The 18,789-nt window shown below is 63.6% G+C and carries 18 protein-coding genes and 1 riboswitch; of the genes, 10 read left to right on the top strand and 8 right to left on the bottom strand.

What is annotated here, in order from left to right; translation table 11 throughout:
* Window positions 1–27: 27 nt before the first annotated feature.
* From O3301_RS10575 to O3301_RS10585, 3 genes are all read right to left on the bottom strand, one after another.
* Window positions 28–846, bottom strand: a complete 819-nt coding sequence (locus O3301_RS10575) for an MlaE family ABC transporter permease (RefSeq protein WP_369811429.1) — start codon at window positions 844–846, stop codon at window positions 28–30.
* A 48-nt stretch (window positions 847–894) separates the two neighbouring features.
* A complete protein-coding gene (locus tag O3301_RS10580) occupies window positions 895–1,218 on the bottom strand; it encodes a hypothetical protein (RefSeq protein ID WP_305056327.1) in 324 nt (107 codons plus the stop codon).
* Between the two features lie 124 nt (window positions 1,219–1,342).
* Window positions 1,343–2,218: a LysR family transcriptional regulator gene (locus O3301_RS10585; protein ID WP_289916329.1), complete on the bottom strand. Its 876-nt coding sequence runs from the start codon at window positions 2,216–2,218 to the stop codon at window positions 1,343–1,345.
* 133 nt (window positions 2,219–2,351) lie between these two features.
* Here O3301_RS10585 and O3301_RS10590 point away from each other — a divergent pair, with 133 nt between their 5' ends.
* On the top strand, window positions 2,352–3,704 hold the full coding sequence (locus O3301_RS10590; protein WP_305056328.1) for an MFS transporter: 1,353 nt from the start codon (window positions 2,352–2,354) through the stop codon (window positions 3,702–3,704).
* 4 nt (window positions 3,705–3,708) lie between these two features.
* Here O3301_RS10590 and ribB read toward each other — a convergent pair whose 3' ends face one another.
* A complete protein-coding gene (ribB, locus tag O3301_RS10595; RefSeq protein ID WP_035820303.1) occupies window positions 3,709–4,356 on the bottom strand; it encodes a 3,4-dihydroxy-2-butanone-4-phosphate synthase in 648 nt (215 codons plus the stop codon).
* A gap of 94 nt (window positions 4,357–4,450) precedes the next feature.
* Window positions 4,451–4,601, bottom strand: a riboswitch (FMN riboswitch).
* Window positions 4,602–4,784: 183 nt separating this feature from the next.
* Here ribB and O3301_RS10600 point away from each other — a divergent pair.
* The 5 genes from O3301_RS10600 (at window position 4,785) to O3301_RS10620 (ending at window position 11,706) form a co-directional block, all read left to right on the top strand.
* Complete coding sequence (locus O3301_RS10600; RefSeq protein ID WP_305056329.1) at window positions 4,785–7,628, top strand: pitrilysin family protein; 2,844 nt, start codon at window positions 4,785–4,787, stop codon at window positions 7,626–7,628.
* A gap of 94 nt (window positions 7,629–7,722) precedes the next feature.
* Window positions 7,723–7,920: a hypothetical protein gene (locus tag O3301_RS10605; RefSeq protein WP_010399555.1), complete on the top strand. Its 198-nt coding sequence runs from the start codon at window positions 7,723–7,725 to the stop codon at window positions 7,918–7,920.
* A gap of 144 nt (window positions 7,921–8,064) precedes the next feature.
* On the top strand, window positions 8,065–9,648 hold the full coding sequence (locus O3301_RS10610) for a methyl-accepting chemotaxis protein (RefSeq protein ID WP_305056330.1): 1,584 nt from the start codon (window positions 8,065–8,067) through the stop codon (window positions 9,646–9,648).
* Window positions 9,649–9,735: 87 nt separating this feature from the next.
* Window positions 9,736–10,605 carry a ThiF family adenylyltransferase gene (locus tag O3301_RS10615; RefSeq protein ID WP_305056331.1) on the top strand — a complete coding sequence of 290 codons (870 nt, stop codon included), beginning with the start codon at window positions 9,736–9,738 and terminating at the stop codon, window positions 10,603–10,605.
* Window positions 10,606–11,706 (top strand): nitroreductase family protein, encoded by a 1,101-nt coding sequence (locus O3301_RS10620; RefSeq protein ID WP_305056332.1) that lies wholly within the window; start codon window positions 10,606–10,608, stop codon window positions 11,704–11,706.
* 18 nt (window positions 11,707–11,724) lie between these two features.
* Here O3301_RS10620 and O3301_RS10625 read toward each other — a convergent pair whose 3' ends face one another.
* The 3 genes from O3301_RS10625 to O3301_RS10635 form a co-directional block, all read right to left on the bottom strand.
* Complete coding sequence (locus O3301_RS10625; protein WP_305052656.1) at window positions 11,725–12,717, bottom strand: EDSAP-1 family PEP-CTERM protein; 993 nt, start codon at window positions 12,715–12,717, stop codon at window positions 11,725–11,727.
* Window positions 12,718–12,824: 107 nt separating this feature from the next.
* Window positions 12,825–13,802 carry an EDSAP-1 family PEP-CTERM protein gene (locus O3301_RS10630; protein WP_305052655.1) on the bottom strand — a complete coding sequence of 326 codons (978 nt, stop codon included), beginning with the start codon at window positions 13,800–13,802 and terminating at the stop codon, window positions 12,825–12,827.
* A gap of 188 nt (window positions 13,803–13,990) precedes the next feature.
* Window positions 13,991–15,223, bottom strand: a complete 1,233-nt coding sequence (locus tag O3301_RS10635; RefSeq protein ID WP_305052654.1) for a glycosyltransferase — start codon at window positions 15,221–15,223, stop codon at window positions 13,991–13,993.
* 135 nt (window positions 15,224–15,358) lie between these two features.
* Here O3301_RS10635 and O3301_RS10640 point away from each other — a divergent pair, with 135 nt between their 5' ends.
* The 4 genes from O3301_RS10640 to O3301_RS10655 all read left to right on the top strand — a co-directional run bounded on the left by O3301_RS10640 (window position 15,359) and on the right by O3301_RS10655 (window position 16,945).
* Window positions 15,359–15,532 carry a hypothetical protein gene (locus O3301_RS10640; RefSeq protein WP_162835752.1) on the top strand — a complete coding sequence of 58 codons (174 nt, stop codon included), beginning with the start codon at window positions 15,359–15,361 and terminating at the stop codon, window positions 15,530–15,532.
* Window positions 15,533–15,766: 234 nt separating this feature from the next.
* The gene (locus tag O3301_RS10645) at window positions 15,767–15,904 is read left to right on the top strand and encodes a hypothetical protein (protein WP_180979422.1); all 138 of its coding nucleotides are present in this window, start codon (window positions 15,767–15,769) and stop codon (window positions 15,902–15,904) included.
* A 129-nt stretch (window positions 15,905–16,033) separates the two neighbouring features.
* The gene (locus tag O3301_RS10650; protein ID WP_099667251.1) at window positions 16,034–16,402 is read left to right on the top strand and encodes a hypothetical protein; all 369 of its coding nucleotides are present in this window, start codon (window positions 16,034–16,036) and stop codon (window positions 16,400–16,402) included.
* An 84-nt stretch (window positions 16,403–16,486) separates the two neighbouring features.
* The gene (locus tag O3301_RS10655; protein WP_071326331.1) at window positions 16,487–16,945 is read left to right on the top strand and encodes an acyl-CoA thioesterase; all 459 of its coding nucleotides are present in this window, start codon (window positions 16,487–16,489) and stop codon (window positions 16,943–16,945) included.
* A gap of 85 nt (window positions 16,946–17,030) precedes the next feature.
* Here the strand turns inward: O3301_RS10655 and O3301_RS10660 are convergent, their stop codons facing one another.
* Window positions 17,031–18,437, bottom strand: a complete 1,407-nt coding sequence (locus O3301_RS10660; protein WP_071322891.1) for a DEAD/DEAH box helicase — start codon at window positions 18,435–18,437, stop codon at window positions 17,031–17,033.
* Window positions 18,438–18,789: the final 352 nt, after the last annotated feature.

The raw sequence follows: 18,789 nt of genomic DNA on the forward strand, positions 1-18,789 counted from the left end.
GGATGGCTGGCGGCGGCGGGCGGGGCATCAGTAGTAATTGCCCATCAGCGAAGCCACTTCGACCAGCAGGATGACGGAAAACAGGCGCAGCATTTCAGACAGGCCATGCGCGGCCCACAGGCGGTTGCGCCGGCCGTGCGGCTCGTCCGGATAGTAGGACGAGGCCAGCGGGATCAGGGCCACGGCAAAGCTGAAGAAGATGACCTTGAGCATCAGGATCAGGGCCACGGCGGGATTGAAGATCTGCCCCACCACGCGCGTATAGCCCTGCAGCGCCCACGGCGTAAAACCGTAGATGGTGATGTAGGCGAGGATCAGCGAAGTGACGCAGCTGACGATGGCCAGCATCCACACGGCAAAGATGCCGGACATGACGCGTGGAAAGTATTCGCGGCGCAGCAGGTCGACGCCCTGGCGCTGCATGGTATCGAGCATGCCGGAAGAGCGCATTTGCGCAAACGCAATGCCGTCGGGCAAAGTCAGGCGCAGCGCGACGAACAGGGCGGCCGTCAGCGGGATCAGTTCCAGCACCAGCACGCGCACCACCATTTCCAGCGCATAGCGCGAGAGGCCATAGCTTTGCGCGCTGACGACGACGATGCGGATGAGCACCAGGCTGACGAGCGCGCAGGCGACGCTGAACCACACGAGGTTCGGCGCCGTGTTCGTCACGAGGCGGTGCGCGAGGATGGGGCGGTTGTCGCGGTTATAGCTCGACGGCGACAGGGCCAGCGAAAACACGAGGATGGCGAAATGCAGCATGCGCCACCAGCTGACCAGCCAGGCCATGGTGGCCCGGTGCAAACGGCGCAGGCTGATGATGAGGGAGACGGATAGGGTCATCATGGCATCTTAACATCAGCCCGCCCCGGCAAGCACGGCTAGCGTGCGGGCCTATTCAAACAGGGCGAAGCCGGCCATCACGACCATCAGCACGGCGATGTATTGCATCGGAATCCAGAACAGGGTGTGGCGCTTGCGCAGGATGACTCTTTCTTGCGTGGCCGGGTCGATCAGTTCGCGTCCTGGCGCGTTGTTCAGGCGCACGCCCGCATACCAGCTGGCGGCGGCTGCCAGCAGGAAGGCCAGGGCCAGGGTCCATGCGTGGCTCTTCGTGTATTCCTCTCCCAGGGTGGCGCCAAACAGCGCTTGCGCAGCCACTACGACGATGAAACAGATCAGGGGGGCGAGTATGCCGAAGCCTTGCCAGATAAGCATAAAAATTCTCCAGTGGATTGAGGGAACCCGCGGCGGCGTGGCGGTGGCTGTGCCCGGCGGGGTTGCGGATTTTATCAGACTTATCAAAAAGAAAGTTTCTTTTCGGCACTATTGTGCGCGGCTGTCATGCGGTGCTGGCGGTGGCCACGCTGGCGATGATGGCATCGGCCGCCGCGCGCACGCGGGCAGAGCGGTTCAGGTCGGCATGCATGACGAGCCACACGTCATACGCTTCCGCCCGCTCTGGCCAGATGCGCACGAGCAGCGGGTCGATATCGCCCAGATGGGTGGCCAGCTCGGCCACGCCCAGGCCCGCGCGCGTGGCTTCCTGCAGCATCGCCGCCGAGTTCACTTCCATGGCCACCCGGGCGTTGGCGACGGATTCGCCGGCCAGTTTTTCCGCGTGACGGGGCGCCACGGAATGGTGGTAGATGACGATGTCGTGTCCGGCCAGCGCCGTGCCGCGCACGGGTTCGCCCCGCTGCGCCAGGTAGCTTTTTGAGGCATACAGGCCCAGGCTGCGCTTGACCAGGTGGCGCGAGATCAGGTCCGGGTCGGTGGGACGCACGGCGCGCACGGCCAGGTCCGCTTCGCGTCGCGTCAGGCTGGCCAGCTGCGGCGCCACGTGCAGCACGATGCGGATGTCCGGGTGCGCCGCGTGCAGCCGCTGCATGGCGCGGATGACGAAATGGCTGGCCATGGTGTCCGTGGTGGCCACGCGCACCAGGCCGGACAGGCGGTTGTCGACGCCCTGCATCTCGCGTTGCAGCTTGTCGGCCGCCCGTTCCATCGCTTCGGCCGCGTTCAGGGCCAGCTCGCCGGCCGGCGTGGGCACGTAGCCGGACGGCGTGCGCAGGAACAGGGTGGCGCCCAGCGAGCTTTCCAGCGCGGCCAGGCGGCGCCCGCACGTGGCCTGGTCGATGCGCAGCAGGGCGGCCGCGCCGCGCAGGGTGCCGGCCCGGCCGATGGCGAGAAAGATGCGCGCGTTATCCCAGTCCATAAGCCCAATCCATGACGTGTTTTCCTGTCGTTATCGTGATGCATTTTTGCATCATGGTGCTGATTTTATGCCTGTTTACTGCATTCTTCAACACTCGCATAATGACTGCCCCCTGTCCCTGCAAGGAAATACCATGCCTGCCCCCACACCACTCCTGCTGACCCTGGCCTTCGGCTTCGTCATGGCCATGCTCGACGTCACGGCCGTCAACGTGGCGTTGTCCGATATCGCGCTGGACCTGGCCATACCGCTGACAGGCCTGGTGTGGGTGGTCGACGGCTACACCTTGACGTTTGCCGCGCTGCTGCTGGCCGGCGGCGCGCTGGCCGACCGCTACGGGCCGAAAGCCGTGTACCAGGGCGGCCTCGGCGTCTTCATTCTCGGTTCGGTGCTGTGCGGCGCCGCGCCCGACGGGCATTTTTTGACGGCCGCGCGCCTGCTGCAGGGCGCGGGCGCGGCCCTGTTCATGCCCAGTTCGCTCAGCCTGCTGACGCACAGCTTTGAAGACGAGCGCGAACGCACGCGCATGCTGGGCGCCTGGTCGGCCCTGGTGGGCGTGGCCGGCGCGTCCGGCCCCCTGATCGGCGGCATCCTCGTGCACCAGTTCGGCTGGCGCAGCGTGTTCTGGGTCAACGTGCCGCTGGGCGTGCTGGCCATCGTCATGGCGCAGCTGTTGCTGGCCGCGCCGGCGCGCCAGCCGCGCGATCTATCGCTGTTCAGCCATGCGCTGGGCGTGGCGGCGCTGGCGGGCCTGAGTTTCGTGCTGATCGAAGGCCCCGTGCTGGGCTGGCTGTCGCCGGGCGTGCTGGCGGCGGGGGCCTTGACGGTGCTGTCCGCTGGGCAATTGCTGCGGCGCGAGCGCAGCGGCAGCCACCCGCTGTTGCCGCGTGCACTGTTTCACAGCAGCAGCTTTGGCGCGGCCAATGGCGTGGGTTTCCTGATCAACTTCTGCGTGTTCGGCCAGCTGTTCTTATTGAGCCTGTTCTTGCAGCAGTCGGGCGGCGCCGATGCCTTGCAGTCGGGCTTGCGCCTGCTGCCCATGATGGCGGCCTATACGGTGGGAAATTTTATGGCGGGAAGTATTGCGGCGCGTCATGGCACGCGCTTGCCCATGCTGCTAGGCTTGCTGGTAGGCGCTGGCATGGCCTTGTTGCTGATGGCCTTGCGTCCCGGCACGCCCTATTTCCTGCTGGCGCTGGGCACGGCCGTGATGAACGTGGCCATCGGCATCGCCATTCCCGCCATGACGGCCACCGTGATGCGGGTGGCCGGCAAGCAGCATGCGAACAGCGCTGCGGCGGCCTTGAATGCGAACCGGCAAATCGGCGCGCTGGTGGGCGTGGCCCTGATCGGCAGCATCCTGCACATGGTGCAAGACTGGTCGCTGCGCCTGCCGCTGGCCTACGCGACGATCGCCGTCGCGTATGGCCTGGCGGCGGGCCTCGTCTACCGCCACGTGCATCTGCCGAAGGCCGTGGCCGCCTGATGCTTTACTGTTCGCGCGTGCTGCGCCACTCCACCAGTTCTTCGATGGTCAGAATGGGCATGCCGTGCAGTTCGGCGAAGCGCTCGATATCGTCGCCGCGCATCATGGTGCCGTCCGGGTTCATCAGTTCGCACAGCACGGCGGCCGGATTCAGGCCCGCCATGCGCGACAGGTCGACGGAGCCTTCCGTGTGGCCACGACGCTCGAGCACGCCACCGGGCGCGGCGCGCAGGGGGAAGACGTGGCCAGGACGCACCAGGTCGGCGGGCTTGGCGTTCGGCGCGATGGCGGCGCGGATGGTGGTCACGCGGTCGGCGGCCGACACGCCCGTCGTGACGCCGTCGCGCGCCTCGATGGAGACCGTGAACGGCGTGCCGTAGCGGCTGCCGTTGTCGGACGACATGGGCGGCAATTCCAGCGCGCTGACGACGTCCGTCGGCAGGCACAGGCAGACGATGCCGCTGCATTCGCGGATCAGCAGGGCCATGGTTTCGTTCGTCAATTTTTCGGCCGACAGGATCAAATCGGCTTCGTTTTCACGGTCGAAATCGTCGAGCAGGATGACGGGAATGCCGGCGCGCATGGCGGCCAGGGCGGATTGGATGCGACCTTCCAGGTCGTTGGAAAGCAGGGTATAGCTGTTGACTAACATGGTGAAACGCTCCTCGCATAGGCGAAAAACGCTGCAGGGCAAGCGAATAGACGCAACTGGCCGCATCGCCGTGGCGATGGGACATCACACTACTGCACATCTTCTTTCATCCGGACTATACCGTCGGCTCTGGAGTCACACCAGATCTGCTGACCTCGCCAAGCGGTGCCTGGAAAGCGCTCGCGGGCTTGACCGTTGCCGGTCTTACCGCCGGTGGGGAATCGCACCCCGCCCCGAAGACGTTGTTGTGCCGGTCCACATGACCGGCGGCAACACTTTAGCACAATTGAAAAAAGATGGCAGGGCACTGTTGAGTTTGTCATTCGACAAAGTTGCCTGGGAAAAGCAGTTTTTCCTAAGCTGTTTTTAATGGCGGAAACAGGATTTCAGTGTAAGGTATGCCTACTGAATCTTACCGTTGAGAATACATGAAGCTGAGTAAATTACGCCTGATCTCGGGCGCCGTCTTGCTGGCGTGCGCCTGCATGGCCCAGGCAGAAATCCGTTTGAGCGATCCCTTGCCGCTGGCACCAGAAGTGACCGTCGGAAAATTGCCGAACGGCTTGACCTATTACATCAAGAAAAATGCCCGTCCCGCGCAAAAAGTGGAATTGCGCCTGGTGGTGAAAGCCGGTTCCATCCTGGAAGATGACGACCAGCAAGGTCTGGCCCACTTCACGGAACACATGGCCTTCAATGGTTCCACGCATTTCAAGCGCAATGAACTGATTTCCTATTTGCAATCGATCGGCGTGAAGTTCGGCGCCGACTTGAATGCCTACACGAGCTTCGATGAAACCGTCTACGTGCTGCCGATTCCAACGAACAAGAAAGAAAACCTGGAAAAGGGTTTTCTCGTGCTGGAAGACTGGGCGCATGGCTTGAAATTCAATCCGGCCGACATCAACAGCGAGCGCGGCATCGTGCTGGAAGAGGCGCGCCTGGGCAAGGGCGCCAGCGACCGCATGAACAAGGTGCTGTATCCGAAGCTGCTGAACGGTTCGCGCTATGCGGAACGCATGCCGATCGGCAAGGAATCCGTCTTGAAAACGTTCAAGCCGGAAGCCATCAAGCGTTTCTACAAGGATTGGTATCGTCCCGACCTGATGGCCGTCGTGGTGGTGGGCGACGTGGAGCCGAAACAGGCTGAAAAACTGATCCAGCAGCATTTCGGCAAGCTGAAGAACCCGGCGAAACCGCGTCCGCGCCTGTATGCGGAAGTGCCGCAGCGGGCGCAAACGGAAGCGCTGGTGATCACGGACAAGGAAGCGCCGGACGACGCGGTCTTCATCCGCTACCCGATCCGCGCCGCGCAGGAGCCCGTCACGATTGCCGACTACCGCCGCCAGATGATCGAAAACCTGTACGGGCAAATGCTCAGCGCGCGCATGCAGGAATTGACGCAGCAGGCGAACCCGCCGTTCATCCAGGGCGGCAGCAGCATGGGCAAGCTGGTGCGCGGCTATGAATCGTTCAGCGCGTATGCCTTGCTGGGCAAGGGCGGCGTGCAGCCGGCCGTCGATGCGCTGGTGCAGGAAGATGAGCGGGCGCGCCGCTTCGGTTTCAGCCAGGATGAGCTGGACCGCGCGCGCAAGAACATGCTGCGCAATTACGAGCGCGCGTACAGCGAACGCGACAAGTCCGATTCGAGCGGTTTCGTGGCCGAGTATTCGCGCAACTTCCTGGAGCAGGAAGCCATCCCCGGCATCGCCAATGAATTGCTGTACGCGCAGGAACTCTTGCCGCAGGTGACCTTGCAGGAAATCAACGAGACGGTGGCCAAGGTGATTCCCGACCAGCAAAAGAAACTGGTGGTCTTCATGGGCGCCGAGCCGAAAGCGGGCGATGCGGCCTCGGTGGTGCCGACGCAGCAGCAATTGCTCGACGCCGTGGCGAAAGCCGAGCAGCAGACCATCGAGCCGCGCACGGAAAAAGTGCTCGCCAGCAAGCTGATGGATGGCCCGCCGGCCGGCGGCAGCATCGTCGCGGAAAAGCTGAACAGCGCCATCGGCGTGACGGAACTGACCCTGGGCAATGGCGTGCGCGTGCTGCTCAAACCGACTGACTTCAAGAATGACCAGGTGCTGATGGGCTCGACCCGCTTCGGCGGCCAGTCGCTGTTCGGCGACGCCGACATCTACAACGCCCGCTATGCCAGCGCCGTGGTCGGCAGCATGGGCTTGAAAGACCTGGCGCCGCTGGACTTGCAAAAAGTGCTGGCCGGCAAGACGGTCAACGTGGGCGCTTCGCTGGGCGAGCTGAGCGAAGGCTTCGGCGGCTCGGCCAGCAGCGCCGACGTGGAAGCCATGCTGCAACTGGTGTATTTGTATTTCCACGACGTGCGCAAGGATGCGGGCCTGTACCAATCCTTCATCGGCAAGCAGCAGGACCTGGCGAAAAACAGCATGGCGCAGCCGGAAGCCGTGTTTTACGACGCCATCCAGCACGCCATGTTTGGCGACAACCCGCGCGTCGATGGCGTGCCGCGCGTGGCCGATTTCGACAAGGTGGGCCTGGACCGCTCGCTGGACATCTTCCGCCAGCGCTTTTCCAGCGCGCGCGACATGACCTTCATCTTCGCGGGCAGCTTCGAGCTCGACAAGATCAAGCCGCTGGTCGCCAGCTACCTGGGCACCTTGCCCGTGGCCGAGGTGCCGCACGCCTACCGCGACGTGGGCATGCGCCCGGTGACGGGCGTGGTCAAGAAGGATATCTACATGGGCAGCGAGCCGAAGAGCACGATTTCCATCACCTTCAATGGCGACGTGGCGTATTCGGACGAGCAAAAGCTGACCCTGCAGGCGCTGGGCGAGGTGCTGAACCTGAAAGTCATCGAAGTGCTGCGCGAAAAGATGAGCATGATCTATGGCGGCGGCTTCGAGACGTCCATGGGCCAGCATCCGTATGGCCATTATTCCGTGGCCCTGAACTTGCCGACGGGACCGGAAAACGTGGACAAGGTGATCGCCGCCGCGTTTGCCGAAATCAACAAGATGAAGACGGACGGGCCATCCGCGGCGGACCTGGAAAAGGTCAAGCTGAACTGGATCACGCGCCAGCAGAAATCCTTGCGGGAAAATAATTACTGGATGAACCAACTGATGGGTTCGGTAACGCAGGGCCGCGATCCCGCGTACCTGCTGCGCTACGAGCAGCGCGTGCGGGCTCTCACGCCGCAAGCCGTCAAACTGGCGGCGCAGCGCTACCTGGACATGCACAATTATGTACAGGTAGTCCTGTATCCGGAACGCAAGAACGTTGCAGCCAAGTAAGCTTCATTGTTGAACTGCGGGAGCGGCAAGGTGGCGAAGCTGTTAAACTGCCGCTGATGGATGTGATCGCAATTTAACAAGCAAGGACTGTACGATGGCTAAGAAAGAAGAACTCGATCCGGAAACCCTGGAATTGATCAACTGGTGTATCGAGGTCGAAGGCTTCCTCGTGGCCGGCGGCGCCACCGTGGCGCAGGCGCAAGACCATATCGAAGAGCAGGTCGAGTGGTTCACCGACCAGTTCTACGACGGCTTGACGCCGGAAGAGGCGGCCAAGGAAGCCTTGGCCTGACCTGTCAGTCAGACTTCAGCAAGACATATGCGGGCGGTGCCTGCCGGGCATCAGCCTGGTAGCGCCGCCCGCTTTGCTTTTCTGAAAAGATTTCCACATGGAAATTGTTTATAATTCCACATTTTATTCTTTACCCAGGCTCCCATGACTCTCCGTTCGCGCATTCTCCTCCTGTGTTTCAGTACCTTGCTGGGCATCGTCCTCATCGCTTCCTTCTCCCTGTATTCGCTGCGCCAGACCATGATGGCGGAAAGGGTCGAGCAATTGACGGTGCTGGTGGAATTGGCCAATGCCTCGGTGGAAAAGGCGTATGCGCTGGAACAGTCGGGCAAGCTCACGCGTGAGCAGGCCCAGCAGCAGGCCAAGCGGGCCATCGGCAGCTTCGTCAAGGACGAAATGTATTATTTCGTGCGCGATTTCAGCACGGACTTGCTGTACGTCCACCCCAATCCTGCGCGCATCGGCACGCCGCAAAAGAACATGAAACAGTCGGGCGACCGCTACCGCGTGGCCCTGGCCACCAGCCGCATCGGCCTGGTGCAGGCGGATGGTACGCGTCCCGGCGTGAAGGATCCGGTGGCAAAAATGTATGCCGTGGTGAAATTTGCGCCGTGGGATTGGCTGATCGGCACGGGCACGTATATCGATGACATCAACCACAAGTTCTGGTCCCAGGCGGGCGTGCTGCTGGCCATCGGCGGCGCGCTGATGCTGGTGGTGGGCGCCCTGGCGGCCCTGATGCTGCGCCGCATCCTGGGCCAGCTCGGTGGCGAACCCGACTATGCAGCGGCCATCGTGGCGCAAATCGCCCAGGGCGACCTGACGACGCAGATCGATACGCGTCCCGGCGATACATCCAGTCTGTTGATGGCGATCAAGGCCATGCGCGATAACCTGGCGCACCTGGTGAGCCAGGTGCGCAACGATGCGGAATCCATTTCCACGGCATCGGGCGAGATCGCTTCCGGCAACCACGACCTGTCGGCGCGCACGGAGCAGCAGGCGGGCTCGCTGGAAGAAACGGCGTCGACCATGGAAGAAATGACCTCGACCGTGCGCCAGAATGCGGACAATGCGCGCCAGGCCAACCAGCTGGCCATTTCTGCCTCGCAAGTGGCGAGCCAGGCGGGTGGCGTGGTGAGCCAGGTGGTCGATACCATGGGCGCCATCAATGCCTCATCGAAAAAGATCGGCGACATCATCGCCGTCATCGACGGCATCGCCTTCCAGACGAATATCCTGGCCCTGAATGCGGCCGTGGAAGCGGCGCGCGCGGGCGAGCAGGGCCGTGGCTTCGCCGTCGTCGCCAGCGAGGTACGCAACCTGGCGCAGCGCTCGGCCGCGGCCGCCAAGGAAATCAAGCAGCTGATCGACAGTTCCGCCGAGCAAGTGGGCGCCGGTGAAAAACTGGTGGCGCTGGCGGGCGAGACGATGGAAAAAGTTGTTTCCAGCGTGCAGCATGTGACCGATATCGTGGCCGAGATTTCCTCGGCCAGCGCGGAGCAGAGCGCCGGCATCGAACAGATCAACCAGGCCATCGTCGAGATGGACAACATGACGCAGCAAAACTCGGCCCTCGTCGAGCAGGCGTCGGCGGCGGCGCAGGCGATGAACGAGCAGGCGGCGGGGCTGGCGCAGATCGTCAGCGTGTTCAAGGTGGGCGCAGCGGCGCCGGCGGCGGCAGCACTACAGCGCAGCGTGCCTGCGGCGCGGCGCCTGACGCGCTGAGCGCTTTTTTTCTGTCATTGGGGAACTTAACCCCGGCTCACCTGTCCAACTTTCTTCGTCCGCAAGGGATGCACAGAAGAGGTGAGCATGACAGACGGTTTTTCGTATCACGCGGCGTTCGCCCGCAACCTGGGCTGGGTCACGCAAGCGGAGCAGGACAGTTTGCGCGGCAAGCGCGTGGCCATCGCCGGCATGGGCGGCGTGGGCGGCGTGCACTTGCTGACCCTGGCCCGGCTGGGCATCGGCGCCTTTCACATCGCCGATTTCGACACCTTCGATATCGCCAATTTCAACCGCCAGGCCGGCGCCATGGTGTCCACCCTGGGCCAGCCCAAGGTGGCGGTCTTGGCGCAGATGGCGCGCGATATCAATCCCGAACTTGATATTAAACAATTTCCAGACGGCATACACGACAGCAACCTGGCCGAGTTCTTCGCCGGTGTCGACCTGTATGTGGACGGCCTGGATTTCTTCGCCTTTCCCGCGCGCCAGGCCACCTTCGCCACTTGCGCCCGCCTGGGCATCCCCGCCATCACGGCCGCGCCGCTGGGCATGGGCACGGCCGTGCTCAGCTTCCTGCCGGGCGGCATGACGTTCGAAGAATATTTTGGCTGGGGCGACTTGCCCGAGGAAGAAAAAGCCCTGCGCTTTCTCGTCGGGCTGGCGCCGGCCGGCTTGCATGCTCCCTACCTGGTCGACCCGTCGGCCATCAACCTGAAGGAGCGGCGCGGGCCGTCGACCATCATGGGCTGCCAGCTGTGCGCGGGCGCGGCCGCCACGGAAGCCTTGAAGATCCTGTTAAAGCGGGGCAAGGTGATGGCGGCACCGCACGGCATGCATTTCGACGCCTACCGCAACAAGCTCGTGCGTACCTGGCGTCCCGGCGGCCACCGTCATCCGCTGCAGCGCCTGACGATGGCCATCATCCAGCGGCGCCGCGCCGCGCAGGGGGCATAAATGGCGCAAGCACCGCAAATCGATCCCGTGCTGGAAAACATCCTCGAGCAGGCGCGCTGGGCGCCCAGCGGCGACAACACGCAGCCGTGGCGCTTTGAAGTCGTGGCGCCGCGCCATGTCGTCGTGCACGGTTTCGATACGCGCAGCCATTGCGTGTACGACCTCGACGGCCATCCCAGCCAGCTGTCGCTGGGCGCCTTGCTCGAAAGCATGGCACTGGCGGCCAGCAGCCATGGCTTGCGCATGGAGGCGCGCCGGCGCCTGTCCATGCCCGACACCCTGCCTACCTTCGATGTGCGCCTGGTCGACAGCCCCGGCATGCCGCCCGATCCGCTGGCGGCCTATTTGCCGCAGCGCAGCGTGCAGCGGCGCCGGCTCAGCACGCGCAGCTTGCGCGCCAGCGAAAAGGCGGCGCTGGCGGCCAGCTTGCCGTCCGGCTACGGCGTGCAGTGGTTCGAAGGCAGGCGCGCGCGCCTCGCCTGCGCGCGGCTGATGTTCGACAATGCGAAGCTGCGCCTGACCATGCCCGAAGCGCACAAGGTGCACCGCGACGTGATCGAATGGGGCGCGCGCTACAGCACCGACCGCATCCCGGAGCAGGCGCTGGGCGTCGACGCGATGACGGCGCGCCTGATGCGCTGGGTCATGCACAGCTGGCGCCGCGTGGATTTTTTCAATACCTGGCTGGCGGGCACCGTCGCGCCGCGCCTGCAGATGGACTTGCTGCCGGGCCTGTATTGCGCCGCCCATTTCGCGCTGCTGGCCGACGCGTCACCGCGCCACATCGACGATTACGTGGCGGCCGGGCGCGCCATGCAGCGCTTCTGGCTGACGGCCACGCAACTGGGCTTGCAATTGCAGCCGGAACTGACGCCGCTGATCTTTGCCCGCTATGTGCGCGAACGGCGCGCCTTTTCGCGCACCGATGGCTTGCAGGAGCTGGCGCAGGCACTGGCCGTGCGCTGCCAGGCCGTGCTGGGGCCGGCGGCGTTGGATCGGGCCGTGTTTCTCGGGCGCATAGGCGCCGGCCCGGCGGCCAGTGCGCGCTCGCTGCGCCGTCCGCTGCAAGACTTGCTGGTGGCGCCAACGGCGGGGCAGTGAAGCGCGCGTGGCGCCCCGTCAGCGCCGCCGCCGGGGCGCCAGGACGGCCAGCGCCAGCAAGCCGGCCGCCAGCAACGGCAAGGTGCCCGGCAGCGCCATTGGCGTGACGCCTGGCACATAGGCCAGTTCGGAACTGTTCAGCATATTCAACACCAGCGTGTAGCTGCCGGCCGCCAGCCTGTCCGTGACGGCGCCGTACTGCCCGCCGCACGCCGTGCCGACGCCCGTGCCCGTGGGGGCGCCGCAGCCGCTGGGATCGTAGGTGAACACGCTGCCGCTGGTGAGCGGCGTTTGCGCGTAGCCCGTGTTGAGGCTGGCCGCATCGGCCAGTTCGGTGCCGCCCAGGATGCCGGAGCCGAGCTTGCCGTCGGGTGCCCAGCTGAAGACGATCTGGCCATGTTCATCGATGATGCTGAACGTCATCGCCATATTCGTCGTGGCCGCCGAGCCCGTGCCGGCCAGCGCGTCCAGGTACAGCTGCATGAAGGGCAGGGCCTGGAAGTCGAAGGCCAGGGTCGCGCCCGGTTGGCCGACGACGAAATTGACGGTCATCGCGGTGCTGGAACCGTTGCGCCCCGAGGCGTCCGCGCTGCCGCCGCCCGCCAGGAAGGTTTCTGCCGCGTTCACGGTATGCGTGCTGGTCGAGCCCGGTGGGAAGGGGGGGATTTGCGAGGCGACGATTTGCGCTTCGCCGCGCGCATACGAAGCATTGCCCATGCCTTGCGGGGTAAAGTCGTTCTCTCCCTTGCTGACGGCGCCGCGTTTCGCCTGCGGCGCGTCGATCTCGTTGCTGCCGCCATTGATGACGCTGCTGCCATTGAGCGTGGCGGTCGTGCGTGACAGGTCGATGTTGCTGAGCAGGGTGACGGAGCCGGAGGGATTGCTGATGACCAGGCCAAAGACGCTGGTGTACGAATAGCCGTAGGCGGCGGCGCCGGCAGTGCCGCTGCTGGCCAGCAATAGCAAGCTCAGCAGGAGCATGGGCAATCGGGTACAAGAAAATGTAGTCATGAAAATCCTCATCTCCTGGTCGGCCGGGTTGTAAGGAAAACCGACAGGCTTGCCACATGAAAAAGGCGAGGAAACTCCCTCGCCTGTGCATCCCCCTGTTGCCTGGTTCAGGCGCTGACCTTGCGGCGGCTGGCATAGCCCAGGCCGGCCAGGCCCAGGCCCAGCAGCGCCAGGGTGCCCGGTTCCGGTGCCTGCTTGACCAGGTCCACGCTCTCCACCGCATTCAAGGTCAAGGTGTAGTTGCCGGCCGCGAGGGCATTGCTGACGGCGTTGAAGTTGCCGCCGCAAGTCGTGCCCACGCCGGTGCCGCCAGGCGTGCCGCAACCGGTGGGGTTATACGTAAACAGGTTGCCGCGCGTCAGGAAGTTGGTCGCCAGGCCGGTGTTCAGGTTGGCCGCATCGGCGTTTTCCGTGCCACCGAAGATGCCGGAGCCGACGACGCCATCGGGCGTCCAGTTGAAGACGGTCGCACCGGTCGAGTTGGTGATGGTAATGGTCATCACCAGGTTGGCCGTCGCGGTGGACAGTTGTCCCACTGTGCTTTGCAGGAAGACTTGCATGAATGGCGAGGAGAAGAAGTCAAAGCTCAGCGTTGCCGTGGGCGAACCGACGACGAAGTTGACGGAGAAGCCCGTGGTCGAGCCGTTGCGGCCGGACGCGTCGGCCGTGCCGGCTGGGCCGGCCAGATGGGCCTCGGCCACGTTCACCGCCTGCGTGGAGGTGGAGCCGGGCGGGAACGAGGGAAACTGCGTGCTGACGATCTGCGCATCGCCGCGCGAGTAGTTGCCCGAGGCGCCTTGTTGCGTGAAATTGTTTTCCCCTTTGGTCACGGCGCCGATGGCGGCGCGGGGCGAGTCGAGCAGGCCGGGGCCGCCATTGATGACGCTGACGCCATTCAGGGTGGCCGTGGCGCGCGAGATCGTGGTGCTGTTCAGGGCGGTGATCGAGCCCGTGGCGGCGACGATCTGCAAGCCGAAGATGTTGTTGTAGGCGTAGCCGTAGGCGCCCGCCTGTGCGCTACCGGCGGCGCACAACATGGTCAGTGCGGCTGCGGCCGGAAGCAGTTTCAGTTTCGAGAGTTTCATTGTATTCACCTCGTGGTTGAGTGAGTCTGGAAGTGTTGCCTGAGTCCTGTCTGCAGGTGCTCATGGCCAGACTTAAGCGACTTCCATGCCAACGCATGAGGTTCTTTTGAAATCAAGGACTTGGCGTGCTTTTGTTGACGTGCTGCAGGTGTTGCCGGACTCTCTGTAAGAAAAGCCGACGCCGCCCGTCAAGGCTGGCCGCCTTGCGGCGAAGACCCCAGCAGGGCGTGCAGATGGGGCAGCAAGCGTTGCCCTGGCACATAGTCGCGCATGGCCGTGGCCAGCTGGCGCGCCGCCAGCCTGGCCCGGCCATCGTCGAGCATGCGCGTGGCGGCATGGCGCAGGGCGGTTTCATGGAAGCGGTCGGCGCGCAGCAGCAGGCCGGCGCCGGTCCCCGCGATGCCGTGCATGTTGAGGAATTGGTCGAGGTTGCTGGCGATGCCGATGACGGGCACGCCTGCCGTCAGCGCCTGCTGGCTGGTGGGGCTGCCGCCGTTGCAGATCACCAGGCTGGCGCGCCGGGCCGCCGCGTCGCCCGGCAAGAAGGGCGCGACGTGGGCATTCGGCGGCACGGCATCGACGCGGCCGGTGCCGGCCGTGGCCGCCAATACGGTGACGGGCAGGGGCGCCAGCGCGTGCAGCACGCGCGGCAGCAATTGCCCCTGGCCGGAACTGCCCAGGGTGACGTAGATGATGGGTCGTCCACTGCTCAGTTCCGGGCGCTGCCACCAGTCCGGCAAGTCGAGCGGCGGCGCCCAGATGATGGGGCCCAGGTAGTCGTGCGTGGACGGCATGGCGTGCGGCGGGAACAGTTGCGGAATATCCGCATACACGGTGCGGTCCGCATCCGTATAGATGCGCCGCAGGTCGCTGCCCAGCGACGGCAGGCCATGGCGGCGGCGCACGCGGTTCAGCGGCACGGCATGCGAGGCGAAGGCCAGCGGCCGGATCAGGCGGAACAGGGGGGCTGCCAGCCAGATGGGCAGCAGGCGGGTCAGGGGCAGGCTGGGCACCGTGTAGTGCTGGCGCACGTACGGACTCCAGTAGGCATTGCTGACGGTGAGGTAGGGAATGCGCTGCAGGCGCGCGCTGACGGACAGCGACAGGCGGAAGTCGCCGATCACGAGATCGGGCTGGACGGTATTGAGCAGGCGCAAGTCGTCTTCCACATATGCGTGCAGGGTGCTTTCCGTGTAGACGGGCTTGCCGTGCGCCAAGGCCTGTAGGAATTGCAGCGATGAAATACTGTCGATGCGCCAGCGGCGAAAGGGCGCCTGCTTGAAGCAAAAGTCATAGCCATCGGCGCAGGCAAAATGCACCTCATATTTGTCCTCGTCGAGTCCCTGGGCCAGGCTCAGGGGGCGGCCGACGTGGGCCAGGGTCACTGCCTCGGCCATAAAGAGGATTTTCTTGCGCGCCATGGGGATTGCTTGCATTCGCAGGTGAGAGACCTGTTAGGTTGGAGTGGCGCCGCGCCGTTTAGTTCCCGCAGCGGCTTGCCACTGGCGGGCGCCAGGATTTGGCCGCATCGGCTAGAGTGGGGCAAAGGAGGTCACATGCAAACCCAATTCCGTCCTGCCCTGTTGCGTGCGCACAGCACGCCCGAACCCGATATGCCGCCACCGCCGGAAGGCGATCCCGTCACGCCGCCGCCGGAAACGCCGCCCCACATCGAGCCCGTGCCCGTCGAGGAGCCGACGCCGCCGCCGCCGCCCGTGAAAATGCAGTGACGGGGCGCGGTGCACCGCCGGCATGGCGGTGACGGGGAGATGCGCGCCGCGTTTATTTCCGATCGGAAATGGACTGCGCGGTGGCCGCCAGCGCCACGCCATTTAAACAACAAAAACGCCAATAAATGTTGCCGAGTGGATACAAATCAAGCTCTAACTGTCGAGTGTCATGCGGCCGTCACGATTCTGTTCTTATAATGAGACATCATAAAAATTCTTGTACAGGAGACCATCGTGGGCAATTCCTTGCATAACAAAATTTACCTGGGCCGGCGCCCTGTGATCACCAGCAAAAACCTCGTGGCGCTGGCCCTGGCGGGCGCCGTGGCGGGTTGCGGCCTGGCATGGCTGCTGCTGCGCAGCTACAAATAACGGTCGTCGCGCCCGTGTTTCCGCCGCCTGGCCGCCTGGCGGGCGGCGGTAGATTCACGTTGCCTGTTGCCGATGCGCAGCGGGGCGCGTACCATGGGGGCCGAACACCTGGCCTTTTATGGAAAAGTAATGAAGAACGAGAAATTAACGACCGATGAATATGACGCGCTGGAGCAAGTTGCACGCGGCATCAAGACCGAGCGCCCCAGCGCTTGCGTTGCCCGCAATGCCAAGCGCCTGTCCGGCCTGAAGCTGCTCAGCTATGCACGCGATGGCCGTTTGTCCATCACCGAGAAAGCACAACAACTGCTGTTCCTGCGCCGCTGCATCATGGGGCTGCGCGCCGTCGCCACCGATCCGCTGACCAAGCTGGACTCGGACGTGGCTTATTTCCTGGGCAAGAAAGCCCACATCGTGGCGCGCGCCGAAGGCGAGGGCCACGACATTTCCGACAAGGGCCGCGACTCGCTGGCCGACATCGATACCCTGGGCCTGTAAGTCCCGCTACCGGCCCCTGGGGCCGGTTTTCACATCTTCCCTCACTTTTAATTTCCCCCTTTGGAGAACACTTTGGACAGCGCGATGAACTGGTCGGCCCACGAACTGACGATGACGGTCTTGATGACGCCCGATATGGCCAACTTTTCCGGTAACGTGCACGGCGGCACCATCCTGAAGTACCTCGACAGCGTTGCCTATGCCTGCGCCAGCCGCTATTCGGGCAGCTACGTGGTCACCCTGTCGGTGGACCAGGTGATGTTCCTGCAGCCTATCCACGTGGGCGAACTGGTGACGTTCCTGGCCTCGATCAATTACACGGGCACGACGTCGATGGAAGTGGGTATCCGCGTGGTGACGGAAAACATCCAGCAGCGCCTGGTGCGCCACGCCAACAGCTGTTATTTCACGATGGTGGCCGTGGATGCGAACCGCAAGCCCGTGGCCGTGCCGCCGCTGGCGCTGGAGACACCGGAACAGCAGGTGCGCTTCGAGCAGGCCAAGCTGCGCAAGCTGTCGCGCCAGAAAGTGTCGAAGAAATAAAGCGTTGCGGGCATAAAAAAACGGCCACCAGAGCGATCTGGTGGCCGTTTTTCATTGCATGCCTAGAGGCAATGGCAAACCGTGATTAACGGTCGCCGTAGCTGCGGCGTGCGCCGTCGGTGCTGCGCGGGTTGGAGCCCTTGTAGCCGCCGCCGGTGCTAGGTGCGCCGTCTTTACGCGGTGCGCCCGGCTTGCTGAACGTGCGTTGGCCTGGCTTCGCGCCGCCACGGTTGTCGCCTGGTTTCCAGCCGCCTGGACGGGCGCTCGAACGTGGTGCCGATGCCGTTTTCTTTGGCTCGAAACCTTCGATGACATTGACCGGGATCAATTGCTTGGTGAAGCGTTCGATGCGCTTGACGTTCATGCCTTCAGCGTGGTTCACCAGCGAGATGGCCAGGCCATTGCGGCCAGCGCGGCCGGTACGGCCGATGCGGTGGACGTAGTCTTCCGGGAACTTCGGCAGATCGTAGTTGAACACGTGGGTGATCGTCGGCACGTCGATACCGCGGGCGGCAACGTCGGTGGCAACCAGCACTTTGACCTGGCCGCGGCGCATGCCGTCCAGGGTGCGGTTACGCGCGCCCTGATGCATGTCGCCGTGCAAGGCGGCAGCCGAGAAACCGGCGATGTTCAGACGGTCGGCGATGGTGTCGGCGTCACGCTTGGTGGCGGTGAACACAACAGCCTGGTCCAAGGTTTCGTCGCGCAGCAGGTGGTCCAGCAGGCGATTCTTGTGCGACAGGTCGTCGACGAAGTGGACGCGCTGCGTGATGTTTTCATGCTTGTTGCTCGAGCTTGCCACCTGGATGACCAGCGGGTTTTTCGTGATGCGGCGGGCCATGTTGCCGACCACGCCATCGAGCGTTGCCGAGAACAGCATGGTTTGACGGCCTTCCGGCGTCGCTTCGACGATCTTTTCGATGTCGTCGATGAAACCCATGTCCAGCATGCGGTCGGCTTCGTCCAGCACCAGGATTTCCAGTTGCGAGAAGTCGATCTTGCCCGAGTCCATGTGGTCGATCAAACGGCCAGGGGTCGCGACCAGAATCTCAGGATTCTTGGCCAGCAATTGCATCTGTTTAGGGTAAGGCATGCCGCCCAGGATCGACACAGCCTTGATGCGGCGGATGCCGGTGCTGTACTTGTCGGTGTTGGTCGTTACTTGCAGGGCCAGTTCGCGCGTCGGCGTCAGCACCAGCATTTTTGGCTGGGCAGCCTTGAAGCGTGGACGCTCGCCGCGGGCGCGCGATGCTTGCATTTCCTGGTTTGGCGTCTTGCCGGCGGCGCTTTGTTCGGCGCTGGCCAGTTTGTGCAGCGACGGCAGCATGAATGCTGCGGTCTTGCCCGAACCGGTCTGCGACGAGACCAGCAGGTCACGGCCTTCGATCGCGGCTGGAATCGCTTGCGACTGTACCGCGGTTGGCGCGGTGTAGCCCGATTCGGTCAGAGCGGCGAGGATGGACGGATGCAGGCCTAAGGATTCAAATGTCATTCTTTTTCTTTCGTGAAAATCAGCGTTCTTGCAAAAAGCAGAACGCAAAATAGCAACGCCAACCAAAACGAAATGACTCAACTAGAAAGAAATTTCGGCACAAAAGCTTTGCGCCGGGACGGTGTCAGGTGCGACACACAAGGCGGGAGGGCTTTATTAAGCGGCATCCTGTGGATGCGCTAAGGCTTGCGAAGCTGCTAAGTTTGTAGTGCATGTAACTGCGGTGTTGCCATCGCTTCAAGGAAACATATTGCAGCGCACACCGACACTATACCGTATTTGCTGCCGTTTTGCACGGCTTAAATGGGAAGAAACGACAGTCCTACCACGTTTTGCTCATGTTTCCTATGTG

The sequence above is a fragment of the Janthinobacterium sp. SUN211 genome (genome assembly GCF_030587315.1).
Classification (GTDB): domain Bacteria; phylum Pseudomonadota; class Gammaproteobacteria; order Burkholderiales; family Burkholderiaceae_D; genus Janthinobacterium; species Janthinobacterium kumbetense.